The organism is Pseudomonas sp. GL_090 (assembly GCF_057837765.1).
In genome coordinates, this window is the sequence record NZ_CM174452.1 from 2,211,610 (window position 1) to 2,234,393 (window position 22,784).

At 61.1% G+C, this 22,784-nt stretch carries 16 protein-coding genes; 12 read left to right on the top strand and 4 right to left on the bottom strand.

Translation table 11 applies throughout. The features are described 5' to 3' along the window. Positions 1–178: 178 nt before the first annotated feature. Positions 179–991, bottom strand: a complete 813-nt coding sequence (gene xthA, locus AC3ITA_RS09845; RefSeq protein ID WP_095945979.1) for an exodeoxyribonuclease III — start codon at positions 989–991, stop codon at positions 179–181. Positions 992–1,302: 311 nt separating this feature from the next. Here xthA and AC3ITA_RS09850 point away from each other — a divergent pair, with 311 nt between their 5' ends. The 7 genes from AC3ITA_RS09850 (at position 1,303) to AC3ITA_RS09880 (ending at position 12,527) form a co-directional block, all read left to right on the top strand. Beyond that, positions 1,303–1,953 (top strand): GNAT family N-acetyltransferase, encoded by a 651-nt coding sequence (locus AC3ITA_RS09850; RefSeq protein ID WP_414928084.1) that lies wholly within the window; start codon positions 1,303–1,305, stop codon positions 1,951–1,953. A gap of 78 nt (positions 1,954–2,031) precedes the next feature. Next, the gene (locus AC3ITA_RS09855; protein WP_095945981.1) at positions 2,032–3,759 is read left to right on the top strand and encodes an autotransporter assembly complex protein TamA; all 1,728 of its coding nucleotides are present in this window, start codon (positions 2,032–2,034) and stop codon (positions 3,757–3,759) included. Beyond that, complete coding sequence (locus AC3ITA_RS09860; protein ID WP_489280130.1) at positions 3,756–7,427, top strand: translocation/assembly module TamB domain-containing protein; 3,672 nt, start codon at positions 3,756–3,758, stop codon at positions 7,425–7,427. Before AC3ITA_RS09855 ends, AC3ITA_RS09860 begins: the two co-directional genes overlap by 4 nt. Before the next feature lie 237 nt (positions 7,428–7,664). Continuing rightward, entirely contained in the window at positions 7,665–8,138 is a 474-nt protein-coding gene (locus AC3ITA_RS09865; protein ID WP_095945983.1) for a MarR family winged helix-turn-helix transcriptional regulator, read from the top strand. Further along, positions 8,135–9,604, top strand: a complete 1,470-nt coding sequence (locus tag AC3ITA_RS09870; RefSeq protein ID WP_489280132.1) for an efflux transporter outer membrane subunit — start codon at positions 8,135–8,137, stop codon at positions 9,602–9,604. The genes AC3ITA_RS09865 and AC3ITA_RS09870 overlap by 4 nt, the downstream gene beginning before the upstream one ends. Before the next feature lie 15 nt (positions 9,605–9,619). Beyond that, the gene (locus AC3ITA_RS09875) at positions 9,620–10,822 is read left to right on the top strand and encodes an HlyD/EmrA/EmrK family protein (protein WP_095945985.1); all 1,203 of its coding nucleotides are present in this window, start codon (positions 9,620–9,622) and stop codon (positions 10,820–10,822) included. Between the two features lie 172 nt (positions 10,823–10,994). After that, on the top strand, positions 10,995–12,527 hold the full coding sequence (locus tag AC3ITA_RS09880; protein WP_489280133.1) for a DHA2 family efflux MFS transporter permease subunit: 1,533 nt from the start codon (positions 10,995–10,997) through the stop codon (positions 12,525–12,527). 123 nt (positions 12,528–12,650) lie between these two features. On the opposite strand, the gene lpxH is transcribed toward AC3ITA_RS09880, so the two are convergent. Both lpxH and AC3ITA_RS09890 read right to left on the bottom strand, forming a co-directional pair. Beyond that, a complete protein-coding gene (lpxH, locus tag AC3ITA_RS09885; protein ID WP_095945988.1) occupies positions 12,651–13,403 on the bottom strand; it encodes a UDP-2,3-diacylglucosamine diphosphatase in 753 nt (250 codons plus the stop codon). Beyond that, a complete protein-coding gene (locus AC3ITA_RS09890) occupies positions 13,400–13,903 on the bottom strand; it encodes a peptidylprolyl isomerase (RefSeq protein WP_046037821.1) in 504 nt (167 codons plus the stop codon). The genes lpxH and AC3ITA_RS09890 overlap by 4 nt, the downstream gene beginning before the upstream one ends. A gap of 267 nt (positions 13,904–14,170) precedes the next feature. On the opposite strand from AC3ITA_RS09890, the gene AC3ITA_RS09895 reads away from it, so the two are divergent. After that, positions 14,171–15,868, top strand: a complete 1,698-nt coding sequence (locus tag AC3ITA_RS09895; RefSeq protein ID WP_095945989.1) for a glutamine--tRNA ligase/YqeY domain fusion protein — start codon at positions 14,171–14,173, stop codon at positions 15,866–15,868. Positions 15,869–15,888: 20 nt separating this feature from the next. After that, a complete protein-coding gene (gene cysS / locus AC3ITA_RS09900) occupies positions 15,889–17,271 on the top strand; it encodes a cysteine--tRNA ligase (RefSeq protein ID WP_414928090.1) in 1,383 nt (460 codons plus the stop codon). A gap of 217 nt (positions 17,272–17,488) precedes the next feature. Here the strand turns inward: cysS and AC3ITA_RS09905 are convergent, their stop codons facing one another. Continuing rightward, positions 17,489–19,321: a sigma-54-dependent Fis family transcriptional regulator gene (locus tag AC3ITA_RS09905; protein WP_095945991.1), complete on the bottom strand. Its 1,833-nt coding sequence runs from the start codon at positions 19,319–19,321 to the stop codon at positions 17,489–17,491. A gap of 385 nt (positions 19,322–19,706) precedes the next feature. On the opposite strand from AC3ITA_RS09905, the gene AC3ITA_RS09910 reads away from it, so the two are divergent. Genes AC3ITA_RS09910 through AC3ITA_RS09920 form a run of 3 tightly spaced genes read left to right on the top strand, consistent with a single transcriptional unit; the run spans position 19,707 to position 22,779 of the window. Further along, complete coding sequence (locus tag AC3ITA_RS09910) at positions 19,707–20,801, top strand: ABC transporter ATP-binding protein (RefSeq protein WP_489280137.1); 1,095 nt, start codon at positions 19,707–19,709, stop codon at positions 20,799–20,801. Then, positions 20,801–21,916, top strand: coding sequence for an ABC transporter ATP-binding protein (locus AC3ITA_RS09915; protein WP_095943708.1), 1,116 nt, complete (start codon positions 20,801–20,803; stop codon positions 21,914–21,916). Before AC3ITA_RS09910 ends, AC3ITA_RS09915 begins: the two co-directional genes overlap by 1 nt. Next, entirely contained in the window at positions 21,913–22,779 is an 867-nt protein-coding gene (locus AC3ITA_RS09920; RefSeq protein ID WP_008046507.1) for a carbohydrate ABC transporter permease, read from the top strand. The genes AC3ITA_RS09915 and AC3ITA_RS09920 overlap by 4 nt, the downstream gene beginning before the upstream one ends. Positions 22,780–22,784: the final 5 nt, after the last annotated feature.

Consider the following 22,784-nt stretch of genomic DNA (forward strand, 5'->3'; position numbering starts at 1 on the left):
ACATAGCCAAAGGAGGTGTCGGGAGATTAAGTCAGTAAGGTTTCGGAAAAATGACACTTTCTCATGTGGGAGCGAGCCTGCTCGCGAAGAGGGCGTATCAGTCGACATCATTGTTGAATGACACACCGCTTTCGCGAGCAGGCTCGCTCCCACAGGAGTTTGATGCAGCCGGGAGGGATCAGCTCAACTCAAGCCAGATCGGCGCATGGTCCGAAGGTTTTTCCATGCCACGCAGTTCGTAGTCCACACCGGCGGCCTTCACCCGTGGCAGCAAGCCGTGGGAAGCCAGGATCACATCAATGCGCAGCCCACGCTTGGGCTCGTCCTCAAAACCGCGGCTGCGGTAGTCGAACCAGCTGAAGACATCCGCCACGTCCGGGTTCAGGTGGCGGAAACTATCCACCAGGCCCCAGTTTTTCAGGCGGGCCATCCACTCGCGTTCTTCCGGCAGGAAGCTGCATTTTCCGGTTTTCAGCCAGCGCTTCATGTTGTCCGGGCCGATGCCGATGTCGCAGTCTTCCGGGGAAATGTTCACATCGCCCATCACCACCAGCGGCTGGTCGTTCTTGAACTGGCTTTCCAGCAATTGCTGCAAGTCGCCATAGAAACGCTGCTTGGCCGGGAACTTGGTCGGGTGGTCGCGGCTTTCGCCCTGTGGGAAATAACCGTTCATGATGGTCACCGGCACGCCGTTGACGTCGGCGAAGGTGCCCCAGATGAAGCGTCGCTGGGCGTCGTCTTCGTCGGTGGCGAAACCTTTATGCAGGGCCAGCGGCTCCTGGCGCGAGAGCAGGGCGACGCCGTAATGGCCTTTTTGCCCGTGGAAGTACACGTGATAACCCAGGGCCTGAACCTCTGCCAGTGGGAACTGATCGTCGTGGACCTTGGTTTCCTGCAAGCCGATCACATCGGGCTGGTGTTTTTCGATCAGCGCCGCCAGCTGATGGGGACGGGCGCGCAGCCCGTTGATGTTGAAGGAGACGATCTTCATGGTCGGCAGTCCTGGCAAAAGGGCGATGCTAGCTGACATGTGGGAATCGGGCCAGTGTGGGGTGAGGGGATTCGGTTTTGTCAGTCAGTCTTGTGTGGGCAGTGATGGCCTCATCGCGAGCAGGCTCGCTCCCACAGGGAACGGATGTGGTCTGTCCCTTTGTGGGAGCGAGTCGGCTCCGGGCGGCGTTCCGACGAAGGCGATTTCATTGCCTACACTGAGTTCGGATCTGTAAGGAACTGTGTCAGCGCCGACAGGCTCGTAACAACAAGAGCGCAGCCACCCGAGCTGTGCCGGGGAGATCAACCGTCATGCCCGAAACCTCGACCGCCATCGCCGATATTCACATGCTCGACAGCGGCTACGCCCGCGAAGCACGTTCGCTGCTGTACCAGGCTTATCGACACGAGCCGACCTTCGGCTATTTGTTCGAAGCCGAGCGCCCCGGCTACGAACAGCGGGTTCGCGCCACCGTGCGCGAACTGGTGACCCAGCACTTTCTCCAGGACCTGCCGGCCATCGGCCTGCTGGTCAACGACCGCTTGATCGGCATCGCCCTGATCGCACCGCCGCAACGACGCCTGGGCGTCACTGAAAGTTGGGCCTGGCGCCTGCGCATGGTGCTCAGCACGGGATTTCGCTGCACCCGTCGCTACCTCGAGTATCACGCCGCCGTGGAGGCCTGCGTGCCGAACGAGTCGGTGCACGTCCTGCCGTTGCTGGGGGTACATCCGCAGTTCCAGGGCCAGCATTTCGGCGAACAACTGTTACAAGCCGTGCACAACTGGTGCGCGGTGGATGAAAACTCTCAGGGCGTGATCCTCGACACCGGGAACCCTCGCTACCTGGAGTTCTATAAGCGCCAGGGCTATCAGGAAATCGGTGAGGTTGCCGTAGGACCGATTCGCGAACACGTGTTTTTTCACCCCAATCCCCAGCTGTTACATACTGCAACGGCTTGAACGACGAACTTTCTTTGCTTGTCAGGCTCTATCACGCTCCCATGTTCATGATCCATGCTCGTGATAGCATCCGCGCCTATGAAGTTTCCAGGAAGAATTACCAGCGGTGTGCTGATGCTGATGACCAGCTGCACGGCGCTGGCACAAAGTGAATTGGATGTACGGATCAAACCGTCCAATGACGAGCTGAAGGCCAATATTGAAGGCTATATCGGCGGCCTCGGCGATCGCGATGAAGAGGCGTTGCTGCGCTTCAGCCGTGGCGCCGAAGAGCAGGCGCGCAAGGCCGCCCAGGCCCTGGGTTATTACCAGCCGCACATCGACAGCGAGGTGAAGGGCGGCGAAAAGCCGCGCCTGGTGCTGAAGGTCGACCCCGGCGAGCCGGTGCACTTGCGCAACGTCACGGTGCGTGTCGACGGTCCGGCAGCTTCCCTCAAGTCCTTTCGAATCCCTAAAAGCGACGCGCTCAAGCCCGGCGCCGTGCTCAACCATGGGCATTACGAGGACGCCAAGCGCCTGATCCAGAATCAGGCTTCGCGTTATGGCTTTTTCAGCGGCCGTTTCACCCGTTCAAAACTGTCGGTCGACCCCCGTGCTGGCGTCGCCGATATCGAACTGATCTATGAAAGCGGTCCGCGCTATACCTTGGGCAAGGTCAGTTTCGAGGGCGATACGCCGTTCGATGACGATCTGCTGCAACGCATGGTGCCGTTCAAGACCGGCACGCCGTATGACTCGGAACTGATCGCTGAACTCAATCAGAACCTGCAATCGAGCGGCTACTTTGAAGTCGTTCGCGTGGACGCGGCACCCACGGCGTCCAGGGACGAAGCGATCCCGGTGGACGTCAAGCTCGAAACCCGCAAGCCGCGGACCATGGGCCTGGGCCTGGGCTTTTCCACCGACGTCGGTCCACGGGCCAAGGCCAACTGGACCCGGCACTGGGTCAATGCGCAAGGGCACAGTTATGGCTGGGAAACCGAAGTCTCGGCACCTCGGCAAAACGTCGGGCTGTTCTACGACATTCCGCTGGACCCGCCACTGACCGACAAACTGCGTTTTGCCGGTGGCTATCAGAATCAAGAAATTGCCGATAAGGACAGCCACAGCAAGCTGCTGACCCTCGGTCCCGAGTGGCACAGCAAACTGCCCAGCGGTTGGCAACGGGTGGTGTCGCTGAAGTGGCAGCGCGAGGATTACCAACTGGGCGACGACTCGGGACTCAGTACCTTGCTGATGCCCGGCGTGAGCTACTCGTACCTCAAAAGCGACAACCGCATCGATCCGCACAACGGCTATCGCCTGCAATTCGAGTCCAAAGTGGCCAAGGAAGGTTTGGGTTCCGACAGCAACTTGCTCTACGGCACGGCATTGGTCAAAGGCCTGACCACGGTGTTCGATAATCACCGGTTCCTCGGGCGGGTGCAGGTCGGTGGCAGTGCCACCAACGGCTTCAAATCGGTACCGCCATCGTTGCGCTTCTTTGCCGGTGGCGATCAGAGCGTGCGCGGTTACGACTATCAGAGCCTGTCCCCGGAAAACTCCGACGGTGACCGCATCGGTGGCCGCTACATGGTAGCCGCCAGCGCGGAATATCAATATTCCATCGCCGAAAAATGGCGGATCGCGACCTTTGTCGATCAGGGCAACGCCTTCAACACGCTTGAGTTGCCGAACCTCAAGACCGGGGTCGGTATCGGCGTGCGCTGGGTATCGCCGGTGGGGCCGATCCGCCTCGACCTGGCCCACGCGCTGGACGACGATGGCGGCATTCGACTGCACTTTTCCATGGGGCCTGAGCTGTGAAGCGTGGTTTGAAAGCAACACTGCTGACGATGGCGGCGCTGGTGGCGGTGGTTGTCCTGACGCTGGCCACGGTGCTGGGCACGGCGACGGGCAGCCGCTGGGCATTGGGTTTCGTGCCGGGTTTGACCCTGGAAAACTACCAGGGCCGGCTGGGCGGGCAGTGGAGTGCCGACCGGGTGCTGTGGCAGCAGGACAGCAACCGGGTTGAGCTGAGCAAGGTGATTTTCGCCTGGTCGCCGTTGTGCCTGACCCGTATGACCCTGTGCATCGAGCAATTGCACGCCGATCAGGTCAGCCTGACGTTCCCGCCGGGTGCCGAAGAGCCAGACAGCGGCCCGATCACACTCCCGGAGCTCAAGTTACCGTTGGCCATCGAACTGGGGGAGATCAAGGTCGGCAGCCTGTTGTTCAACGGCAGCGAAGCGCTCAAGGGTTTGCAACTGGCGGCGCACTGGACGACGGCGGGTTTGAAGATCGACGCGGTGTCGTTGCAGCGCGATGACCTGAGCCTGAACCTGTCCGGTCTGTTGCAACCCTCCGGCAACTGGCCCCTCAGCGCTTCCGGCAAGCTGACCCTGTTGTCGACGCCTGAGCCCCTGGCGCTGGCGCTGAAGGTCGACGGCGACCTGCTCAAGACCCTGAACCTGAAAGCCGACAGCAGTGGTTACCTCAACGGGCAACTGACCGGCGAACTGCAACCGCTGGTGGAAAACCTGCCGGCCAAGGTGCGGATCACCGCCGATGGCTTCAAGCCCAGTGCCGATCTGCCGGACACCCTGCAACTCAATCAGCTTGAACTCACGGGGGCGGGCGACCTGAAAAACGGCTACGCGCTGCTCGGCAAAGCCACGCTGCCCGCCGAGCAAGGGCCAGTCGCCCTGGCGCTGCAAGGCAAGGTCGACGCCAAGGGTGCGCAGATTGCCGCGCTGGACCTGACCGCCAACGACAAGCAAAGCCTCAAGCTCACAGGGTTTGTGGATTGGAGCAAGGGTCTGAGCGCCGAGGCGAAGATCGACTGGCTGGACTTTCCGTGGCACAGGCTCTATCCGCTCATCGACGAACCGCAAGTTGCGCTTCGCACGTTCACCGGCGAAGTCTCTTACACAGACGGCAAGTACCTCGGTCATTTTGACGCAGCGGCGGATGGTCCGGCCGGCGCCTTCACCCTGGCCAGCCCGTTCGCGGGCGACCTGACGAAAATCTACCTGCAACAGATTCAACTCCAGGCCGGGCAGGGCAAGGCCGAAGGGCACCTGAACCTGCAATTCGCCGACGGCATTGCCTGGGACACCGCGCTGGACCTGTCGGCGATCAACCCGGCGTACTGGGTCGCAGAGCTGCCGGGCACACTGGCCGGGCCGCTGCGCAGCACGGGCGAGCTGAAAAACGAAGTGCTCAGCCTCAATGCCGACCTGGACCTCAAGGGCAAACTGCGTGGTCAGCCGGCGGTGATCCAGGCCAAGGCCGACGGCCGTGGCGAGCAATGGAACCTCAACGCTTTGCAAGTTCGCCTCGGCGATAACAGCATCAGCGGCAAAGGCAGCCTGCAACAGAAACTCGCCGGCCAGATCGATCTCAAGCTGCCGCGCCTGGCCCAGCTCTGGCCGCAATTGCGCGGCCAGCTCAATGGTCGCGTGGATGTCGCCGGCACGCTCAAGGCGCCCCAGGGCAAGCTTGACCTGCAAGGCTCGCAACTGGCTTTCCAGGACAATCGCCTGCAAAGCCTGAACCTGGACGCCACGCTCGACAGTGCGCAACGGGCGAAGATCAACCTCAAAGGCAGCGGCATCCGGGCCGGCGACACTTTACTGGGAACCCTGACCGCCAGCGGCCAGGGCGACATCAAGAACCAGAAGCTGAGCCTCGATCTGCAAGGGCCGAAGCTGACACTGGCGATGGGTCTGGACGGTGCGCTGGACAAAGGCAATTGGCGCGGACGCCTGGCCAGCGGTGATATCCAGGCCGGTGGCCAGGACTGGAGGCTGCAAGGGCCGGCGAAACTCGAACGCCTGGCGGACGGCAAAATCAACTTTGGCGCCCATTGCTGGGCATCCGGCCAAGCCAGCCTGTGCGGTGAAGACTCACGCCTGATGCCCGAGCCGAAGCTGCGTTATCACCTCAAGCAATTCCCGATCGACAGCCTCGCGCAGTGGTTGCCGAAGGATTTCGCCTGGCAGGGCCGGCTCAACGCCGACCTGCAACTGGACCTGCCGGCCTGTGGCCCGAACGGCCAGATCAGCGTCGATGCCGGCGGCGGCACGCTGCGCATCAAGGACAAGGACCAGTGGCTGGACTTCCCGTACCAGACCCTGAAACTCTCCAGCAAACTCACGCCCAAGCGCATCGATACCGAGCTCAACTTCGTCGGCGGCAAACTCGGCGAACTGATGGTGCAGGCGCAGCTCGATCCGTTGCCGAAGAACAAACCGTTGAGCGGCTCGTTCCGCTTGAGCGGGCTGGACCTGTCGGTGGCGCGGCCGTTCGTGCCGATGGTCGAGAAACTGACCGGGCGCTTGAATGGCAGCGGCACGATTTCCGGCGGGCTGCTGGTGCCGCGGGTCAATGGCAGCCTGCAACTCAGCGACGGTCAGATCTCCGGGCCTGAATTGCCGATGGAGTTGAAAAACCTGCACGTTCAAGCACTCATCGCCGGCGAAAGCGTAGAACTGAACGGCGGCTGGAACAGCGGCAAGGTCGGGCAGGGCAGCCTGAGCGGCAACGTCGCCTGGGGCCAGGCACTGGTGGTGGACCTGGCGCTCAAGGGGGCGCAGTTGCCAGTCACCGTCGAGCCATACGCCAAGCTGGAAGTCGCTCCGGACCTGAAGATCTCGATGAAAGGCGACGAGTTGGCCATCGCCGGCAAAGTGCTGGTGCCCAGGGGCGAAATCACCATTCGCGAGTTGCCGCCGTCGACGGTCAAGGTCTCCGATGACACGGTGATCATTGGTCAGCAAACCGAGGAGGGTAAACCGCCGCTGGCGATGAAGATGGACATCGAAGTGCTGGTCGGCGAAGACAAGCTGAGCTTTGCCGGGTTTGGCCTGACCGCGAATGTGCAGGGGCATGTGCACATCGGCGACAACATGGACACCCGTGGCGAGCTGTGGCTCAACGACGGGCGTTATCGCGCCTACGGCCAGCGGCTTTCGGTGCGCCGGGCACGCTTGCTGTTTGCCGGGCCCATCGATCAGCCGTACCTGGACATCGAGGCCATTCGCAAGACCGGCGACATCATCGCCGGCATTCGCCTCAGTGGCAGCGCTGAGCAGCCGACCACACAGATCTTTTCCGAACCGGCCATGAGCCAGGAGGAGGCCCTGTCCTATCTGGTGCTCGGGCGTCCGCTGAGCAGCAATGGCGAGGACAACAACATGCTCGCCCAGGCGGCCCTCGGTCTGGGCTTGATGGGCAGTTCCGGGGTGACCAGCGGCATCGCCAAGAACCTGGGCATCCAGGACTTCCAACTCGACACCCAGGGTAGCGGTACTGCCACCAGTGTGGTGGCCAGCGGCAATATTTCCGAGAAGCTCAGCCTGCGCTATGGCGTCGGCGTGTTCGAACCGGCCAACACCATTGCCTTGCGCTACAAGCTGAGCAAGAAGGTTTACCTCGAAGCCGCTGGCGGCGTGGCCAGTTCGCTGGACATCTTCTACAAGCGGGATTTCTAAGCCCCCGTTTCTTCTCGGATCCGAGTCGCTGCCATCGCGAGCAGGCTCGCTCCCACAAGGGTTACGCAGAACCTGTGGGAGCGAGCCTGCTCGCGAAGGCGTCGGCGTGGGCAGCACAAAATCTGACGCCATTAGTCAACTATTTACCAAGCCTGCTAACTATTGCGTTGACATTCGCTGCCTAGGCAGTAACATCTCGACATACATTCACTGCCTAGGCAGCTAATTGGTGGTCAGATGAAACATTTCTCTCCGGACGATTTCCAGAATTGCCATCTCGGCCTGTTGCTCGGGCGTGCCGCGCTGCTCAAGGACCGGATCATCGACACCCACATGGAACCCCACGGCATCACCGCCGCACAGTTCAAGGTGTTGATCATCATCGCCCAGTTCGGCGTCGATTCGCCGGGCGAGTTGTGCCGCCACCTGTCCCTGGACAGCGGCTCGATGACGCGCATGCTCGATCGTCTGGAACAGAAGGGTTTCCTCGCTCGCCAACGCTCCGAGGCGGATCGCCGTCAGGTGCAGTTGGTACTGACCGAAGAAGGGCAGAAACTGGCCGACCGCCTGCCGCACATCGGTGCCGAAGCCATGAATGAACTGGCCGGTGCCATCACTCCAGAGGAACTGAAAACCCTGGAGTTGATCCTGAAGAAAATTTTGGTGGCAGCCGGTGACGCGATCACCCTGCTGCGGGTAGGTGACAAATGAGCAGTAACCCCTTGCGTACCGGCCTGAGCCTGGTGCTGTTGGCCATGAGCGTCGCCGGTTGCGCCAGTTACAGCGGCCTGAAAACCGAAGGCGTCAGCCTCGACGCGAAGACCCTCAAGACCGGGAAATCCCTCAGCGGTGTGACTTTATCCCCCGCCGCCTGGCCGAAAAGCGACTGGTGGAAAAGCCTCGGCGACCCGCAACTCGACGGTTTGATCCGCGAGGCCCTGCGCGACAGCCCGGACATGCAGATCGCCGACGCCCGTGCCCATCAGGCCAGCGCTGCCGCTTCCGCAGCCGACGCCGAGCGGATGCCGACCCTGGATGCCAGCGCCGGTGTCAGCCGCTCGCGCCTGGCCCGGGACCAGGACCCGCGTGGGCAGGGCGATACGTACGCCACCGTGCGTAACATCAGCAGCAGTTTCAATTACAACTTCGACCTGTGGGGCGGTCAGCGCGATGCCTGGGAAGCGGCCTTGGGCCAGGCCCGCGCGGCCGAAGTCGACCAGCAGGCTGCGCAACTGACCCTGGCCGCCGATGTCGCCCGTGCCTATAGCGACCTCGGCCAGGCACACATCGTCTATGACCTGTCCAGTGAAGACCTCAAGCGCACCCGGCAAATGCTCGACCTGAGCCAGCGACGCCTGACTGCCGGGATCGACAGCCAATACCAGTTCCAGCAGACCGAAAGCCTGGAAGCCACTTCCCAGGCCAACCTGATCGACGCCGAAAAACGCCTGAACAGCGCGAAAATCGCTCTCGCGGTGCTGCTCGGCAAAGGCCCTGACCGCGGCAATGAAATTGCCCGCCCGAACATCCTTCAGCCGAGTGCGGTAGCGCTACCTTCGGTGCTGCCGGCCGAATTGCTCGGGCGTCGCCCGGACCTGGTGGCCGCGCGCTGGCGGGTCGAGGCAGCGAGCAAAAGCATCGATGCCGGCAAGACCCGGTTCTATCCCAACCTGAACCTCAGCGCCGCCGCCGGTGCCGAATCGTTGTTGGGCGATGCGATGTTTGGTTCGGCCAGCCGCTTCTTCAACATCGCACCGACGATCTCGGTGCCGATCTTCGACGGTGGCCGCTTGCGCGCCGACCTCGATTCGCGCGACGCCGATTACGACCTCGCCGTGGCGCAGTACAACAAAAGCCTGGTCAAGGCACTGGGGGATGTCAGTGACAGCATCAACCAGCTACGCGATATCGGCCGGCAGATCGCTGCCCAGCAGCACGCCACCGACATTGCCCAGGATTCCTACAACACCGTGGTACAGCGTTACGGTTCCGGCATCGGCAACTACCTGGACGTGCTCAGCATCGAGCAGCAATTGCTCCAGGCCCAGCGTCAGCTGGCCAACCTGAATGCCGAGCGGATTGACCTGTCGATCCAGTTGATGCAGGCGCTGGGCGGCGGTTTCCAGCCTGAGGCCATTGCCACGGCCACCGCCACGCCAGCCACGCTGACCCACTAATTCAAGGTACTTGTCATGGCCACTGCCGATACAACTCAACCTCCTGAAAACACCCAGGGCAACCCCAATTCGGGCAAGCGCAAGTTCATGCTGCTGGTCCTGGCGACCATCGTCGTGCTGAGCGGCGCGGGCGTCTGGGCCTACCATGAGTTCTACGGGCGCTGGAGCGAAAGCACCGACGACGCCTATGTGAACGGCAACGTGGTGGAAATCACCCCGCTGGTCACCGGCACCGTGGTCAGCATCGGCGCCGATGACGGCGATCTGGTCCATGAAGGCCAGGTACTGGTGAACTTCGACCCGAACGATGCCGAAATCGGCCTGCAAAACGCCCAGGCCAATCTGGCGCGTACCGTGCGTCAGGTGCGTGGCCTGTACAGCGATGTGGATGGCATGAAGGCCCAGGTCAACGCCCAGAAAGCCGAAGTGCAAAAGGCCCAGGACAACTTCAGCCGGCGCAAGAACCTTGCCGCTGGCGGCGCGATTTCCCAGGAAGAGCTGTCCCACGCCCGCGACGACCTGACCTCGGCGCAAAACGCCCTGGCCAATGCCGAACAGAAGCTCAAGACCACCAGTGCGCTGGTCGATGACACCGTTGTTTCATCGCACCCGGACGTGATGGCCGCCGCCGCACAACTGCGCCAGGCCTACCTGAACAACTCGCGCAGCGTCCTGATTGCACCGGTCACCGGTTACGTGGCCAAGCGTTCTGTACAACTTGGCCAGCGCGTACAACCGGGTACCGCACTGATGGCGGTGATTCCTCTGGATCAACTGTGGATCGACGCCAACTTCAAGGAAACCCAGCTACGTGACATGCGCATCGGCCAACCGGTGGAGATCGAAACCGACCTCTACGGCAGCGACGTCAAATTCAGCGGCACCATCGACAGCCTCGGCGCCGGGACCGGCAGCGCCTTTGCCCTGCTGCCGGCGCAGAACGCCACCGGCAACTGGATCAAGATCGTGCAGCGCGTGCCGGTGCGAGTCCACGTCAACGCCGAGGAACTGGCCAAACATCCGCTGCGGGTCGGCCTGTCGACCATGGTCGATGTGGACCTGCACGACCAGAGCGGACCGGTGCTGGCGCAACAGCCACCGCAGAAGGCGTCGTTCAGCACCAACGTCTACGACCGTCAACTGGCCGAGGCCGACGCGATGATCACCCAGTTGATCCACGACAACAGCGCCGCGGTCAGCAAGACCGCGCAACGCTGATCCCTCTGCCCTTGTGGGAGCGAGCTTGCTCGCGATAGCGGACTGACATTCAACATCAATGTCGACTGAGCTGACGCCTTCGCGAGCAGGCTCGCTCCCACAGGGTTAGCTGCGTCTGTTACCGGCGCAGCGCCGGCCCCGCTCCAAAAAACTCAGCTCCAAAGGATTCGCGATGAGCAATAACGCGTCTTTCACGCCGCCCAGCCTGCTGCTCAGCACCATCGGCCTGTCGCTGGCGACCTTCATGCAAGTGCTCGACACCACCATCGCCAACGTGGCGTTGCCGACGATCTCCGGCAACCTGGGCGTGAGTTCAGAGCAGGGCACCTGGGTCATCACCTCGTTCGCCGTGAGCAACGCCATCGCCTTGCCGCTGACCGGCTGGCTCAGTCGACGGTTCGGCGAGGTGAAGCTGTTTGTCTGGGCGACACTGCTGTTCGTGCTGGCTTCGTTCCTGTGCGGGATTTCCACCTCGATGCCGGAGCTGGTGGGCTTCCGTGTGCTGCAGGGGGTGGTGGCCGGGCCGCTGTACCCGATGACCCAGACCCTGCTGATTGCGGTTTACCCACCGGCGAAACGGGGGCTGGCGCTGGCGCTGTTGGCGATGGTCACGGTAGTCGCGCCGATTGCCGGGCCGATCCTCGGCGGCTGGATCACCGACAGCTATAGCTGGCCGTGGATTTTCTTCATCAACGTGCCGATCGGTCTGTTCGCGGCGTGGGTGGTGACCCGGCAGATGAAAAAGCGTCCGGTGGTCACCAGCCGCCAGCCTATGGATTACGTCGGCTTGATCGCGTTGATCATCGGTGTCGGGGCGTTACAGATCGTGCTCGACAAGGGCAACGATGCCGACTGGTTCGAATCCAGCTTCATCGTGATCGGCTCGGTGATTTCGGTGGTGGCCCTGGCGTTCTTCGTGATCTGGGAAATGACCGACGAACACCCGGTGGTCAACCTGCGCCTGTTTGCCCATCGCAACTTCCGCTACGGCACCATCGTGCTGATCCTGGGTTATGCCGGGTTCTTCGGGATCAACCTGATCCTGCCGCAGTGGCTGCAAACGCGGCTGGGCTACACCGCGACCTGGGCCGGTTTTGCCGTGGCACCGCTGGGGATCCTGCCGGTGCTGCTGGCGCCGTTTGTCGGCAAATACGCACCGAAATTCGACATGCGCCTGCTGGCGGGCGGGGCGTTCCTGGCCATCGGCCTGAGCTGTTTCATGCGCGCCGGGTTCACCAATGAAGTGGACTTCCAGCACATCGCCATGGTGCAACTGTTCATGGGCATCGGCGTGGCACTGTTCTTCATGCCGACCCTGACCATCCTTCTGTCGGACCTGCCGCCCAGCCAGATTGCCGACGGTTCGGGGCTGGCGACATTCTTGCGGACCCTGGGCGGCAGTTTCGCGGCGTCGTTGACCACCTGGATCTGGATACGCCGGGCGGACCAGCATCATGCCTACCTGACCGAAAGCATCACCCCCTTCGATCCGGCAACCCGCGAAGCACTGAGCCAACTGGGCGGGGCAGGGGCCAAGGCCTATACGCAGCTGGAGCAGACGGTGGTCAGCCAGGCGTACATCATGTCCACGGTGGATTACTTCACCTTGTTGGGCTGGATGTTCATGGGGCTGATATTGATCGTGTGGCTGGCGAAGCCACCGTTTACGGCGAAGGCCGGGCCTGCGGCCTCGGCCGGACACTAAACACCGCACACCCCCTGTAGGAGCGAGCCTGCTCGCGATAGCGGTGGATCAATCAACAATGATGTTGAATTTGAGTCCGCAATCGCGAGCAGGCTCGCTCCTACAGGGTTTTGTGTTTGGTAGTCAGTTCGCGGGTGCAGCCAGTTGCGGTGGCGGCGTGAAATCAAAGGGCGCCAGCGCAAACCCTTGCTCATCCACCTGCAGCGCCCACCCTTGACGATCCCAATCCCCCAGCACAATACGCTTGGCCGCTTGCTCGCCAAGCTGCAACTTGTGAATCGCGGGGCGGTGGGTGTGCCCGTGGATCAAGGTTTTCACGCCGTATTCCTGCATGATCCGCGGAATCTCCTCAGGCGTGACGTCGACAATGTCATTGGCCTTCATCCGCGTTTGCGTGCGGCTTTCACTGCGCAGCTTGCGCGCCAGCTTGTGCCGGGTGCGCAGCGGCAAGTGCCGCAGGATGAACAGGGTGATCGGGTTGCGCAGGTAGCGACGCAGCTTCATATAGGCTTCGTCGCGGGTGCAGAGACTGTCGCCGTGCATCAGCAGCACCGGCTCGCCGTTGAACTGCACGACACTCGGATCTTTCAGCAAGGTGCAGCCGGCTGCTTTGCAGAAGGCCTTGCCCAGCATGAAGTCGCGATTGCCGTGCATCAGGAAAATGGCCGTGCCACTGTCGCTGAGGTCGCGCAGGGCCTGGCAGATGGAGCGCTGGAAGGGGGTCATGGCGTCGTCGCCAATCCACACCTCGAAGAAGTCGCCCAGAATGTACAACGCACTCGCCGAGCGGGCGCGTCCGGCGAGCAAATCCAGAAACGCCCGGGTAATGTCCGGGCGCGCATCGATCAGATGCAAGTCTGAAATCAGCAATATCACTCAATGATCTCGGCTTTCTCGATGATCACGTCGTCTGCTGGTACGTCCTGGTGGCCGGACTTGGAAGTGGTGGCCACGCCTTTGATCTTGTCGACAACGTCGGTGCCGGCGGTCACTTTACCGAATACCGCGTAGCCCCAGCCCTGAACGTTCTTGCCGCTGTGGTTCAGGAAGCTGTTGTCGGCCACGTTGATGAAGAATTGCGCGGAAGCCGAATGCGGCTCCATGGTGCGGGCCATGGCGACGGTGTACTTGTCGTTGGAAAGACCGTTGTCAGCTTCGTTCTGGATGCTTGGGCGCTTGTCTTTCTTTTCTTTCATGCCTGGCTCGAAACCGCCGCCCTGGATCATGAAGTTACCGATGACACGGTGGAAAACGGTGTTTTCGTAGTGACCGGCTTTAACGTACTCGACGAAGTTGGCCACGGTGATCGGGGCTTTGTCGGCGTTCAGTTCGAGGACGATGTCGCCATGGTTGGTAGTCAGTTTGACTTGGGTCATGATCGGTACTCTTTTGAGATGAAGCATATCTAAGGAATTCGTGGTTCTGGGACATTCCGTCCCGCAACCGGTTCGGCCTGTCTTGGCCAAGGTGCGCAGTTTAGCGTGCCAGACGCGAATTTCGAGGCAGTTTTTTCATTTGCGGCCTATTAAATACGACGGTTTACAGAGTGCGCTCTGTCAGGTACTTGACGGCATCGGCTATGATAGCGCCTTTGTTTTGTCCGGCCTTCATTACGGCCACGCACTTGTACGTTCAAGGATCCTATGAGCAAGCCCACTGTCGACCCTACCTCGAATGCCAAGACCGGCCCTGCCGTGCCGGTCAACTTCCTGCGGCCGATCATCCAGGCAGACCTGGACTCGGGCAAGCACACGCAAATCGTCACCCGTTTCCCGCCTGAACCCAACGGCTACCTGCACATCGGCCACGCCAAGTCGATCTGCGTGAACTTCGGCCTGGCCCAGGAGTTCGGCGGCGTCACGCACCTGCGTTTCGACGACACCAACCCGGCCAAGGAAGACCAGGAATACATCGACGCGATCGAAAGCGATGTCAAATGGCTGGGCTTCGAGTGGTCCGGCGAAGTGCGCTACGCCTCGCAGTATTTCGACCAGTTGCATGACTGGGCGGTGGAGTTGATCAAGTCCGGCAATGCCTACGTCGATGACCTGACCCCGGAGCAAGCCAAGGAGTATCGCGGCAGCCTGACCGAGCCGGGCAAGAACAGCCCGTTTCGCGAGCGCAGCGTCGAAGAGAACCTGGACCTGTTCGCCCGCATGAAAGCCGGCGAGTTCAAGGACGGCGCACGGGTGCTGCGGGCCAAGATCGACATGGCCTCGCCGAACATGAACCTGCGCGACCCGATCATGTATCGCATCCGTCACGCTCACCACCACCAGACCGGTGACAAGTGGTGCATCTACCCGAACTACGACTTCACCCACGGTCAGTCGGACGCCATCGAAGGCATCACCCACTCGATCTGCACCCTGGAGTTCGAAAGCCATCGTCCGCTGTACGACTGGTTCCTCGACAACTTGCCGGTGCCGGCGCACCCGCGCCAGTACGAGTTCAGCCGCCTGAACCTGAACTACACCATCACCAGCAAGCGTAAGCTCAAGCAGCTTGTGGACGAAGGTCACGTCAATGGCTGGGACGACCCGCGCATGTCCACGCTGTCGGGCTTCCGCCGCCGTGGCTACACGCCGAAATCGATCCGCAACTTCTGCGAAATGATCGGCACCAACCGTTCCGACGGCGTGGTGGACTTCGGCATGCTCGAATTCAGTATCCGTGACGACCTCGACCACAGCGCCCCGCGCGCCATGTGCGTACTGCGTCCGCTGAAAGTCGTGATCACCAACTACCCGGAAGGCCAGGTCGAGAACCTCGAACTGCCGTGCCACCCGAAAGAAGACATGGGCGTGCGCGCTTTACCGTTCGCCCGGGAAATCTACATCGACCGTGAAGACTTCATGGAAGAGCCGCCGAAGGGCTACAAGCGCCTGGAACCGGCCGGTGAAGTGCGCCTGCGTGGCAGCTACGTGATTCGTGCCGATGAAGCGATCAAGGACGCCGATGGCAACATCGTTGAACTGCGCTGCTCGTACGATCCGGACACCCTGGGCAAGAACCCTGAGGGCCGCAAGGTCAAAGGCGTGGTCCACTGGGTACCGGCTGCGGCCAGCGTCGAGTGCGAAGTGCGGTTGTACGATCGTCTGTTCCGTTCGGCCAACCCTGAGAAGGCCGAAGACAGCGCCAGTTTCCTGGACAACATCAACCCTGATTCGCTGCAGGTACTCACCGGTTGTCGTGCTGAACCCTCGTTGGGCAATGCACAGCCGGAAGACCGTTTCCAGTTCGAGCGCGAGGGTTACTTCGTCGCCGATCTCAAGGACTCGAAACCAGGTCAGCCGGTATTCAACCGTACCGTGACCCTGCGTGATTCGTGGGGCCAGTGATTTAGCGTCAAGGAATTAACGTGCTTACGATCTACAACACGCTCACCAAGAGCAAAGAAGTCTTCAAGCCGCTCGATGGCAACAATGTGCGCATGTACGTCTGCGGGATGACCGTGTACGACTACTGCCACATTGGCCATGGCCGCAGCATGGTTGCGTTCGACCTGGTGACCCGCTGGTTGCGCTTCAGCGGTTATAACCTGACTTATGTGCGCAACATCACCGACATTGAAGACAAGATCATCAATCGGGCGAAAGAGAACGGCGAGCCGTTCGACGCGCTGACCGAACGCATGATCACCGCGATGCATGAGGACGAGGCGCGCCTCAACATCCTCAAGCCGGACATGGAGCCACGTGCCACGGATCACATTCCGGGCATGCTGAGCATGATCCAGACCTTGATCGACAAGGGCTACGCCTACGCCCCGGGCAATGGCGACGTGTACTACCGCGTTGCCAGGTTCATGGGCTACGGCAAGCTGTCGCGCAAGAAGATCGAAGACCTGCGCATCGGTGCACGCATCGAAGTCGACGAGTCCAAGCAGGACCCGCTGGACTTCGTGCTGTGGAAAGCCACCAAGCCGGGCGAGCCGAGCTGGGAATCGCCGTGGGGCGCCGGGCGTCCGGGCTGGCACATCGAATGCTCGGTGATGTCCACCTGCTGCCTGGGCGAGACCTTCGACATTCATGGCGGCGGCAGCGACCTGGAGTTCCCGCACCATGAAAACGAAATTGCCCAGAGCGAAGCAGCGACCGGCAAGACCTACGCCAACGCGTGGATGCATTGCGGCATGATTCGCATCAATGGCGAGAAAATGTCCAAGTCCTTGAACAACTTCTTCACCATTCGCGACGTGCTCGACAAGTACCACCCGGAAGTCGTGCGCTACCTGCTGGTGTCGAGCCACTACCGCAGCGCCATCAACTACTCGGAAGACAACCTCAAGGACGCCAAGGGCGCCCTGGAGCGTTTCTACCACGCGTTGAAAGGCCTGCCGAACGTTGCACCGGCTGGCGGCGAAGCTTTCGTCGAGCGTTTCACCTCGGTGATGAACGACGACTTCGGTACGCCGGAAGCCTGCGCGGTGCTATTCGAGATGGTCCGCGAGATCAACCGCCTGCGCGAGAGCGATCTGAACGCAGCGGCCGGTCTGGCAGCCCGTTTGAAAGAGCTGGCCAGTGTGTTGGGTGTGTTGCAGCTTGAGGCAGATGACTTCCTGCAGGCTGGCGCCGAAGGGCGCGTGGATGCAGCCGAAGTCGAGGCACTGATTGCAGCGCGCCTGGCGGCACGTGCCGGCAAGGACTGGGCCGAATCCGACCGCATCCGCGACCAGCTCACCGCCATGGGCGTGGTGCTGGAAGACGGCAAGGGCGGCACGACCTGGCGTCTGGCTGACTGATAGTTTTACTTGTTACAGACAAAACCCGCCTTGTGCGGGTTTTTGTTTATGAGGTGGCTGCTGTTTTTGAGGTGCCTGAGCTGACGTAATCGCGAGCAGGCTCGCTCCTACATTGGGTTTTCGCCAGGTTTGAGTTTTGTGAGCAACATAGATCCCCTGTAGGAGCGAGCCTGCTCGCGATGGTCTCAAGCCAAACCCCACCAGCGCGGTTCAATCGTCATTCAGTCTGGCGCAACCGCTTGTAAAGGGTATTGCGACTAACCCCCAACCGCCGCGCCAGATACGAAATATTCCCCCCTGCCGCCTGCAATTGCCGGTTCAAATCCTCGGTATCATTCAGATCCACGGCCAACGGTTCCGGCGTATCGACCGGTTCCATCTCCAGGTCGACAAAAAAATCATCCGGCAAATGCTCCGGCCTTATCGGTTGTTCCTCGGCCATCGCCAATGCCACCTGCATCACACTGCTGACCTGGCGCAAATTTCCCGGCCACGGATGACGGTCGAACAGCTCCAATACCTCGCGGCTCAGCCCAGCCCATTGGCTGGGTTCGCGATGCTGTTCCCACAGGCGTTTGAACAGTGCCTCTTTATCGCTGCGCTCTCTTAACGGCGGCAGTTCCAGGGTCAGGCCGCCAATGCGGTAATACAGGTCTTCACGAAACCGCCCCAGTTGTACCTGTTCGCGCAACGAGCGATTGGTCGCGGAAATGATGCGCAAGTCCACAGGGAACAACTCGCTGCTGCCCACCGGCTGCACGCAACGCTCCTGTAACACCCGCAACAGTCGTGCCTGGGTCGGCAGCGGCATGTCACCGATTTCATCGAGGAACAGCGTGCCCTTGTCAGCCTTGCGGATCAGCCCGATGCTGCCTTTCTGGTTGGCGCCGGTGAACGCGCCTTTCTCATAGCCGAACAGCTCGGACTCCACCAGTTCGGCGGGAATCGCTGCACAGTTGACGGCGATGAACGCTTGTTTGCTGCGTGAGCTGGCCTGATGCAGGGCTTTGACGAACACTTCCTTGCCAACCCCGGTTTCACCGTGGATCAGCAATGGAATGTCTTTTTCCAGCAAGCGCTCGGCCTGACGCACGGCTTTTTCCACGCGACTGTCGCCGAAGTGCAGGGTGTTGAGGCTGATGGGCGCGGGTGCAGCTACAACCGGCTCGGTGAACACTCGAGGTTGAATCGTTGCCTGTTTCGGCCGCTTCAACAGGCACTGGAAGCGATTGCGCCCCGAGGTTTGCAGGGCGAAGGGCAGGCCGTCGGGCTGGTTCAGCAACTCCAGCAGCGAGACCTTGAACAGGCTTTCGACACTGACCCGCGACAGGCTGATGCCCAGCAGATTGTCAGCCCGGCGATTGGCCGACAGCACCTGGCCGGTCTCGTCGAATATCAGCAACCCGGCCCACTGACTGTCGAGGTTGTTCAGTCCGGTATTGAACGTCAGCTGGAAATGCTGGCCATGGAACAGGTTGAGGATCAGCCGGTTTTCCACGGTCTGGCTCATCATCTTGACCATGCCCAGGGTGTGGGAGGGGGGCAGGTAGCTGTCGCTGGACACGTCCAGCACCGCGATCACCTTGCGCTCGGCATCGAAAATCGGCGCGGCGGAACCGGTCATGAAGCGGTTGGCCTTGAGGTAATGTTCATCGTGCTCGATGTGCACCGCTTGTTCGCAGGCCAGGGCGGTGCCGATGGCGTTGGTACCGGTGCAACGTTCCATCCAGCTGGCGCCGGCGCTGAAACCCCGGGCCAGTTTCGGTTCGATGAAGCGCTGGGTGCCCCAGGACGTTAGCACCTGGCCCTGGTGGTCGGCGAGCATGATCAGGCAATTGGAATTGCTGAGGATGTTCTCGTAGTAGGGCAGCACTTCCTGATGGGTGGTTTGCACCAGTGAATGCTGGCTCTCCAGCAATTGTGCGATGCCCGCGGCCGGCAATTGGTCGAATGCCGGCGTGCTTTGATGGCTGAGGCCGAACGCGCGGCAACGGGACCAGGAGTCCTGGATGATGGCGTCGTGGGACAACGGCGATGCGGGTGCGGCCATGGCAGTCGATCTCTGAGCAAGCTTTTATTGTTTTTATGGGTAGTTCCCTGTGGGAGCGAGCCTGCTCGCGAATGGGAGTGTCAGTCGACATTGATATTGGCTGAACCACCGCTATCGCGAGCAGGCTCGCTCCCACAGGTTTTGCATTTATTTCATGTTCTGGGAAAGGCAAAAATCATCCGTAGAGTGTTGTTCACTATTGTTCACTGTCAATGGGTGAACTGTTCAATTGTTCATTTCCGATTGTTCATTTGTGTTCAGCAACGAACGCTGTTTCGCCGTCTTCTTCGAGAATTTCAAGCTGAATCAACAGTTTGAGATTTTTGGCACGGATTTCGCTTTAGAGCTCCGGTCGCTTGACTCCAAATAATAAAAAGGCCGAGCCATGTCACTCACCCTGGAGCACGTCAGCCGCACCGTCGAGGGCCAGACCTGGATCGACGATGCCAACCTGAGTTTTGAACCCGGTTCCTTCAACGTTTTGCTGGGGCGCACCTTGTCCGGCAAGACCAGCCTGATGCGCCTGATGGCCGGTCTGGACAAGCCCGACAGCGGCCGCATCCTGATGAACGGCGTCGATGTCACCCAACGCCCCGTGCGCTTGCGCAATGTGTCGATGGTCTATCAGCAGTTCATCAACTACCCGACCATGACGGTGTTCGACAACATCGCCTCGCCGCTGCGTCAGGCCGGTGTATCCAGCGAAGTGATCCAGAGCAAGGTGCTGGAAACCGCGAAGATGCTGCGCATCGAGAAGTTTCTCAAGCGCTATCCATTGGAGCTTTCCGGCGGTCAGCAACAACGCACGGCCATGGCCCGGGCGCTGGTCAAGGATGCCGAACTGATCCTGTTCGATGAGCCGCTGGTCAACCTCGACTACAAGTTGCGCGAAGAACTGCGCCAGGAAATGCGCGAGCTGTTCAAGGCGCGCCACACCATCGCGATTTACGCCACTACCGAACCCAACGAGGCCCTGGCCCTGGGCGGCACCACCACCATTGTTCACGAAGGCCGGGTGATCCAGAGCGGCCAGTCTTCCTCGGTCTATCACCAGCCGCAAACGGTGCTGGCGGCGGAGCTGTTCTCCGAGCCGCCGATCAACCTGATGCCGGGACGCATTGCCGGCAACGAAGTGAGTTTCGCCAACTTCGTGCATTTCCCGCTGAACGTCGATCTGCGCCCGGTGGGCGAGGGCGAGTTCCGTTTCGGCGTGCGGCCCAGCCATATCTCGCTGGTGCCGAGCAACGACGATGACCTCGAATTGGCGGTGACCGTCGAAGTCGCGGAAATCAGCGGCTCGGAAACCTTCCTGCACGTGCGCAACGAGCACTTCCTGCTGGTGCTGCACTTGCCGGGTGTCCACGAATACGACGTCGATGCGCCGATACGCATCTACATCCCGACCCATAAACTGTTTGTGTTCGATACGCAGGGGCGGCTGGTCCAGGCGCCGGGCCGGCGTGTCACGAGGGTTGCCTGATGGCCGAAATCCGTTTGCAGAACCTCGCCCACAGTTACACCAGGACCCCGGCGGGACCGGAGGACTATGCGATCCGCGAGATGGACCACATCTGGGAGCAAGGCGGCGCCTATGCCTTGCTCGGTCCATCGGGCTGCGGCAAATCAACCTTGCTCAACATCATTTCCGGGCTGCTCAGCCCGTCCCAGGGCCATGTGCTGTTCGACGGCAAAGCGGTCAACAACCTGACCCCGGAGAAGCGCAACATTGCCCAGGTTTTCCAGTTCCCGGTGGTCTACGACACCATGACGGTGTTCGACAACCTGGCCTTCCCGCTGCGCAATCAGGGCATGGCCGAGGCCAGGGTCCATAGCAAGGTGCAGGAAATCGCCGAGGTCCTCGACCTGCAGAACCTGCTGAGCAAAAAGGCGCGCAACCTCACCGCCGACGAAAAACAGAAAGTTTCCATGGGGCGCGGCCTGGTGCGCGATGACGTGTCGGCGATCCTGTTCGACGAGCCGCTGACGGTGATCGACCCGCACCTGAAGTGGAAACTGCGGCGCAAGCTCAAGCAGATCCACGAGCAGTTCAACATCACCATGGTCTACGTCACCCACGATCAGTTGGAGGCCTCGACCTTTGCCGACAAGATTGCGGTGATGTACGGCGGGCAGATCGTGCAATTCGGCACGCCAAGGGAATTGTTCGAGCGCCCGAGCCACACCTTTGTCGGCTACTTCATCGGCAGCCCCGGGATGAACCTGATCGAGGTGCAGCCGCAACCCGGCGGTGTCGGTTTTGCCTCGACGCACCTGCCGCTGTCCGAGGCGATGCAGCAGCGTATTGCCGAGTCCGAGTGGAATACCCTGAAGGTCGGCATTCGTCCGGAGTTCGTCCATGTGTGGGACGAAGCCTTTGATGACGCGCTGCGGGCACAGGTCGTACACGTCGAAGACCTGGGCACCTACAAGATCATGAGCCTCGACCTCGATGGCGTGCCCTTGAAAGTGCGCCTGGCCGAAGACAAACCAGTGCCGCAAGGCACGGCCTACATCAGTTTTCCGGCGCAGTGGCTGATGGTCTACGCCGATGAATTCCTGCTCGAAGCCAATGCCAACCAAGAGGCGCAGCCATGAACAAGGTGCAGAACAACAAGGCCTGGTGGCTGGTGTTGCCGGTGTTCCTGCTGGTGGCGTTCAGTGCGGTGATCCCGATGATGACCGTGGTCAACTATTCGGTGCAGGACATCTTCGACCAGTCCAGCCGCTACTTCGTCGGCGCCGACTGGTACAAGCAAGTGCTGCTCGATCCGCGCCTGCACGACTCGTTGCTGCGCCAGTTCATCTACTCGGCCTGCGTGCTGCTGATCGAAATTCCCCTGGGGATTGCGATTGCCCTGACCATGCCGACCAAGGGCCGCTGGTCGTCGGTGGTGCTGATCATCCTGGCGATTCCGTTGCTGATTCCGTGGAACGTGGTCGGCACCATCTGGCAGATCTTCGGCCGCGCCGACATCGGTCTGCTGGGGGCGAGCCTCAAGGCCATGGGCATCAGCTACAACTATGCGGCGAACACCATGGATGCCTGGGTCACCGTGCTGGTGATGGACGTCTGGCACTGGACCTCGCTGGTGGCGCTGTTGTGCTTCTCCGGCCTGCGGGCGATTCCGGATGTGTATTACCAGGCGGCGCGGATCGACCGGGCCTCGGCATGGGCGGTGTTCCGGCACATCCAGCTGCCCAAGCTCAAGAGCGTGCTGCTGATCGCGGTGATGCTGCGCTTCATGGACAGCTTCATGATCTACACCGAGCCCTTCGTGCTCACGGGCGGCGGTCCGGGCAATTCCACCACCTTCTTGAGCCAGACCCTGACGCAAATGGCGATCGGGCAGTTCGACCTCGGGCCGGCCGCCGCATTCTCGCTGGTGTATTTCCTGATCATCCTGTTGGTGTCCTGGCTGTTCTACACCGCCATGACTCACTCCGACGCCAACCGCTGAGGCCC

Bases quoted from the DNA above. Each gene is read 5' to 3' on its own strand.
- AC3ITA_RS09855 (WP_095945981.1), top strand. From the start codon at position 2,032: ATGAAGTTTCCAGGAAGAATTACCAGCGGTGTGCTGATGCTGATGACC.
- AC3ITA_RS09870 (WP_489280132.1), top strand. From the start codon at position 8,135: ATGAGCAGTAACCCCTTGCGTACCGGCCTGAGCCTGGTGCTGTTGGCC.
- AC3ITA_RS09875 (WP_095945985.1), top strand. From the start codon at position 9,620: ATGGCCACTGCCGATACAACTCAACCTCCTGAAAACACCCAGGGCAAC.
- AC3ITA_RS09880 (WP_489280133.1), top strand. From the start codon at position 10,995: ATGAGCAATAACGCGTCTTTCACGCCGCCCAGCCTGCTGCTCAGCACC.
- AC3ITA_RS09905 (WP_095945991.1), bottom strand. From the start codon at position 19,321: ATGGCCGCACCCGCATCGCCGTTGTCCCACGACGCCATCATCCAGGAC.
- AC3ITA_RS09895 (WP_095945989.1), top strand. From the start codon at position 14,171: ATGAGCAAGCCCACTGTCGACCCTACCTCGAATGCCAAGACCGGCCCT.
- AC3ITA_RS09890 (WP_046037821.1), bottom strand. From the start codon at position 13,903: ATGACCCAAGTCAAACTGACTACCAACCATGGCGACATCGTCCTCGAA.
- AC3ITA_RS09920 (WP_008046507.1), top strand. From the start codon at position 21,913: ATGAACAAGGTGCAGAACAACAAGGCCTGGTGGCTGGTGTTGCCGGTG.
- AC3ITA_RS09915 (WP_095943708.1), top strand. From the start codon at position 20,801: ATGGCCGAAATCCGTTTGCAGAACCTCGCCCACAGTTACACCAGGACC.
- xthA (WP_095945979.1), bottom strand. From the start codon at position 991: ATGAAGATCGTCTCCTTCAACATCAACGGGCTGCGCGCCCGTCCCCAT.
- AC3ITA_RS09850 (WP_414928084.1), top strand. From the start codon at position 1,303: ATGCCCGAAACCTCGACCGCCATCGCCGATATTCACATGCTCGACAGC.
- AC3ITA_RS09865 (WP_095945983.1), top strand. From the start codon at position 7,665: ATGAAACATTTCTCTCCGGACGATTTCCAGAATTGCCATCTCGGCCTG.
- AC3ITA_RS09910 (WP_489280137.1), top strand. From the start codon at position 19,707: ATGTCACTCACCCTGGAGCACGTCAGCCGCACCGTCGAGGGCCAGACC.